Annotated in this window: 4 protein-coding genes; 2 read left to right on the top strand and 2 right to left on the bottom strand. The window is 31.5% G+C overall.

All coding sequences use genetic code 11. The annotated features are described in order from the left end of the window. The coding region (locus ACVC2P_RS02250; protein WP_452596858.1) for a response regulator at positions 1–461 on the top strand (461 nt) is incomplete at its 5' end. Between the two features lie 278 nt (positions 462–739). On the opposite strand, the gene ACVC2P_RS02245 is transcribed toward ACVC2P_RS02250, so the two are convergent. Then, the gene (locus tag ACVC2P_RS02245; RefSeq protein ID WP_452596857.1) at positions 740–1,960 is read right to left on the bottom strand and encodes a peroxiredoxin family protein; all 1,221 of its coding nucleotides are present in this window, start codon (positions 1,958–1,960) and stop codon (positions 740–742) included. 103 nt (positions 1,961–2,063) lie between these two features. Then, positions 2,064–4,091 carry an endonuclease gene (locus ACVC2P_RS02240; protein WP_452596856.1) on the bottom strand — a complete coding sequence of 676 codons (2,028 nt, stop codon included), beginning with the start codon at positions 4,089–4,091 and terminating at the stop codon, positions 2,064–2,066. Between the two features lie 293 nt (positions 4,092–4,384). Here ACVC2P_RS02240 and ACVC2P_RS02235 point away from each other — a divergent pair. After that, a partial coding sequence (locus ACVC2P_RS02235; protein WP_452596855.1) for a hypothetical protein occupies positions 4,385–4,619 on the top strand: 235 nt, incomplete at its 3' end.

Below are 4,619 nucleotides of genomic sequence, written 5' to 3'. Positions count from 1 at the left end.
ATGGAAAAATACTTTCTGGTGAAGATTTAGGGTTAAAAATCAACTCTTTATTACCTAATTCTAAAGTTATCATTTCTACCGCTTATGGTAATAATTATAGAATTCATAGCATCTTAAAAAACCTTAATCCCGATGGCTTTTTAATTAAAAGTGATATTGACCATAATGAATTAGAAACAGCCGTTAAAAATGTTCTTGGTGGCTCTACATATTATAGTAAAACGGTATCTTCTCAAATAAGAAAAGAGGTCTCCAATAACTTACTTCTTGATAATATAGATAGAAAACTTCTTTACGAGTTATCTATTAACACCAAAATGAAAGATTTGCCTAACATTCTACCCCTATCTCTTGCTGGTATAGAAAAAAGAAAACGTAATTTAAAGCGAACTTTTGATGTAAAAAGTGTAAACAACGATAAGGAACTTATTACAAAAGCAAAAGAAATGGGCTTTATATAAAAAATATCATTATCTAAAGAGTTCTCTAAATTGGTAAATATTCTTTCTATTAGGGTTAGTTCTTCTGTTATAATTTCTGCACTTCCTCTCATTTCTTGTTTAAATTCAAGTGTTTTCCCAAAAACCTTACAACAATAAACAATTAATTATCAAATAGTTACATCAAAAACATATCAAGTAAAACAAAAAAAACAATATTTTATTATTCTAAAAATCGTGAATTAAAAAAGGCTCTTAATTAAAATTAAGAGCCTTTTTTAATAGTATTTTTAACGTTTTTATTCGTTTAAAAGCTGTTCTACAAAACCTTCAAACTCTATTTTAAACTCGGTAAATTTTTCTCCAGTTGCTGGTCCATTAAAACCTGTATGTATTTTACGAACCTTTCCTTTTTTGTCTAAAAATATTGTTGTTGGATAACTTAACACATGGTTTAACATTGGTAGTTTTTCTTGTGCTTTAGTTTTACTTGTAGTTCCTGTTTGTGCCAGTAATATTGGGTATTCTATATCTATTCTGTCTGACAAACGTTTTATGTTAGAAAATGCTTTTTCTTCAGTTTTTGCATATTCAAAGGCTAACGCTACTATTTCTAAACCTTTAGCTTTATTAGCTTTATAGTATTTAGAATAATATTTACTTTCATCTAAACAATTTGGGCACCACGTTCCCATAATTTGTACAAGTACAACCTTATCTTTAAAGCGCTCATCTGTAAGAGACACTTTTTTTCCATTTTTATCTGGAAATGTAAAGCTTAAACTATCATATCCCTCGTTTAAATATGTTAAGTCGTTTGAGTTTGGCAACTCGTAAGTTTCGTTACGTTTTGCGGCAAATGGTTCTTTCCAGTGGTTTCCAGAATAAAATGTTCCATTTAATGTAGAATCGGTTACTGTGGCTGTAAATAAAAATGCATGAGCGCCATCAAAAGTAGAGAGTTTCATTTCATTTCCATTAATTACACCTTCTAAATAGCGATAATCTCCAGTCTCAGTTCTAAAAGTTCCTGTTACTTTATTTCCTTTTTGCTTAAAAATCCCTTTGGCTATATATTTATCTTCTGTATTTGGGCTAAAAACAGTTTCCCAATTACCAGTAACGTTTGCTTCTTGTTGTTTATTTATATCAAATCTTCCTTCTTTTTTTTCAGCAGAAAATGGGACTACTCTATTTAGTCCAGCTTTTACAAAACTACCTGTAAGTTTTTCATTTTCGATTTTTGCAGATAAATAACCTTCAAAAACAGGCATTTTAATATACACAGAATCATTTCTGTACGTTATTTCATCTACTGTTATTACTTCTTCTGCATTAAAAACATCTAATTGATTGGCATCTTTGACTTTAAATGTAAATGGTAAGATTTCTGTATCACTTACTTTTAATTCTGCTCTATACTGTCCTTTTGATAGTTTTTCTGAGGTTTTTTCTGTTTTATTTTCAGTTTTGCATGAAAATATTGCTAAGGCAATTATAAGACTAAGTAAATGGCGCATTATTAATTTCTTTTGTTATTATTATTCGAAGAAACAACAAATTAATTACAAATAAAAAAGCCCAACTGCAAAGTTAAGCTTTTCTTATAAAGTTCTTATGTGTTTAGTTTTTAATTACCTTCTTTTGGATAACGCGTTGCCCATCGTATAAACGAAAAATGTAAGTACCGCTCTCCAGTGTTTTTACATTTAAGTTACGTTTAAATGCACCTTTATCTACTTCTATTCCTGCTAAATTATATATAATGTACGTTATAGGTCTGTCGTCTTGCATACTAACTTTTAATCCTGAAAATGTGTTATATATGTTAGCATCGTATATTTTTACTGACTTAGTTAACGCTCCATCTATGTGCATATAATCGCCCGCTAGTTTTGAGCTACTTCCAATATTAATTGTGTAATCTTCAACTTCTCCATAAGAAAATGTTTCACAAGCTGTTTGCGTAGCATCCCATTTCATAGAAACACGCATTCTTGTCTGTCCTGCTAGTGCTGAGTTTGGTATATTAAAGTTATATGATAAATTACCCGAGCTAGAAGTAGATCCTGTAACAACCTCTTCTGCGGCTTCAAATGTACCATTTTTATTAAAGTCTATCCAAACTTTAAAATACTCTGTATAAGTTGTACTAGCAAAGCCAGCACTTAAAACAATTGTATTGGCTCCATAAGACACGTTTCCTGTCTGGTTTGTAAAATCGGCATAACCTGCATTTGAAGCCGTTGCATTAGAAATACCACCAATACCTACAAAGTCTATATATTCGAAATTAGAATTATCCCCTTTAGAGCTACAGTAATTTACTGGTGTTGGTGTTGGATTAGGGTTTGCACTTCCACTTAAAGTATGTGTACCTAAGTCATTAAATGTATTTTGTGCAAATGTTGTCCACTCATTTAAAGTATACGTTGTATTAGGACTAGAAACTGATGCTTTTCTTCTTAGCGTTTTATCTTTAGCAAAATTAGAGCTACCTCCGTTAAAAGTACCTACTATGTCTATTAATACTCCATTTTTAAATAAACCTACAGCATCATTCCCATTAAATGTTAAAGCAGAATTACCAGTTGTTATATTTGCTTTTGAAGTTACTGAAGTAGATGCACTACTATTTGCTACAACATAAACACTCTCATTAGTTAATGTGCCACTTAAGTTATAACCAGAACTCCAGCTTCCAGCTCCATTAGTTTGTTTTTTTATTGTATAAGTTGAAAGGTTTACAGAGCCTCCAGTAAAATTGGCTATTTCTATAGCTTTATTATTAGATGATCCTTCTACATATTCAGATATAAACAACTCTGCAACTGGGTCTGGGTTTCCGCCTCCTGAACCTGTTCCTGTTCCAAAACGATCCTCTGCTTGTGGGCCACCCCATATTTTAGTTGCAAAGGCTGGGTTATCTATAAATGGATTTCTGTTTCCTTGAATTCCAGCTATAACATTATTTCTATTATCTTCAAATGCATTTACAGGGTCATCAACATTCCATTGTAAGAACAAGTCTATCATATTATTATCTACAGTTAAAGCATTACCTACACCAACATTTTTAGGTAAGCAGCGGTCTCCATAGCGTAAATACATAAATAGCATCATACGTGCAACATCTCCTTTCCATTCATCTCCTGGATAAAAATGCCCTTGAGCAGTTATGGCAGCATTACCATTTCCACTAGCATATTTTCTATTGTTTCTAGTAGAATTCATTTGCCCATCGCTTGCACGTAAATGATGCGCATCGCTTCCTGGGCCTGATGTACCTAGGTCTGGAGTTCCTAAAGATTTTGGGTAAGAGTGCTCTCTATTCCAAAGCCCTAAACCTCCTCCTCTACTAGATTTAGCTCTACTTCTATCTGTTTTTGCATTACCATCTGTATCATCATACCCGTATATTAATAGTACATTATTAGAATTATTTGGGTCTTGATCTGCATTTTCTAATGCGTTCCATACGCCTGGTGTATAACTTAAAAAAGTAGTATGTGTACTAATTATTTTAGTTGCTAAATCATCTTTTAGAGCAGTTCCATTTTGTGTAACATCTACTCCATTATAGTATGCAGGGATTTGAGAGAATGCTACTGATGAAACCAATAGCAGTAGGATTAATAATTTTTGTTTCATTTTAATTGTGTCTTTTTGGTTGTTTTTAATCTATGTAATAAAGCAATTTAATTAGTATTCACCTAAAATTTTTCTTGTTTTCGAATAAGCGTTCGAAAATAGTAACTAATAGTTAGTAATTCTTTACCATTAGGTTAATTACAATTTATAAAACTGTTAATAACTATTTTTAAAACAAAACACTTTTTTCAATTTCCAGAACTCTCAACTATTCTTATATTTGTTGTCTTAAAATGTTATCTGTATAAATAGTTTAGGTTGCATTATTTTAAATTAAAAACAAACATCTATCGATGAAAATTTCATATAACTGGTTAAAACAATTTATTAAAACAGATTGGTCACCAGAACAAACAAGTGAATTACTTACAGACTTAGGTTTAGAAGTCGAAGGTTTAGAAGCTTACCAAAGTGTAAAAGGCGGTTTAGAAGGTGTAGTTGTTGGTGAGGTATTAACTTGTACGCAACACCCCAATGCAGACCGTTTAAAAGTAACAACCGTAAACATTGGTGAAGATGCTCCTGTAC

It is taken from the genome of Pontimicrobium sp. MEBiC01747, assembly GCF_053601635.1.
The sequence above is the reverse complement of the archived record's forward strand: the minus strand, read 5'-3'. Positions and strand labels throughout refer to the sequence as shown.

Coding starts and splice junctions, on each gene's coding strand:
- ACVC2P_RS02240 (WP_452596856.1), bottom strand. CDS start 4,091: ATGAAACAAAAATTATTAATCCTACTGCTATTGGTTTCATCAGTAGCA.
- ACVC2P_RS02245 (WP_452596857.1), bottom strand. CDS start 1,960: ATGCGCCATTTACTTAGTCTTATAATTGCCTTAGCAATATTTTCATGC.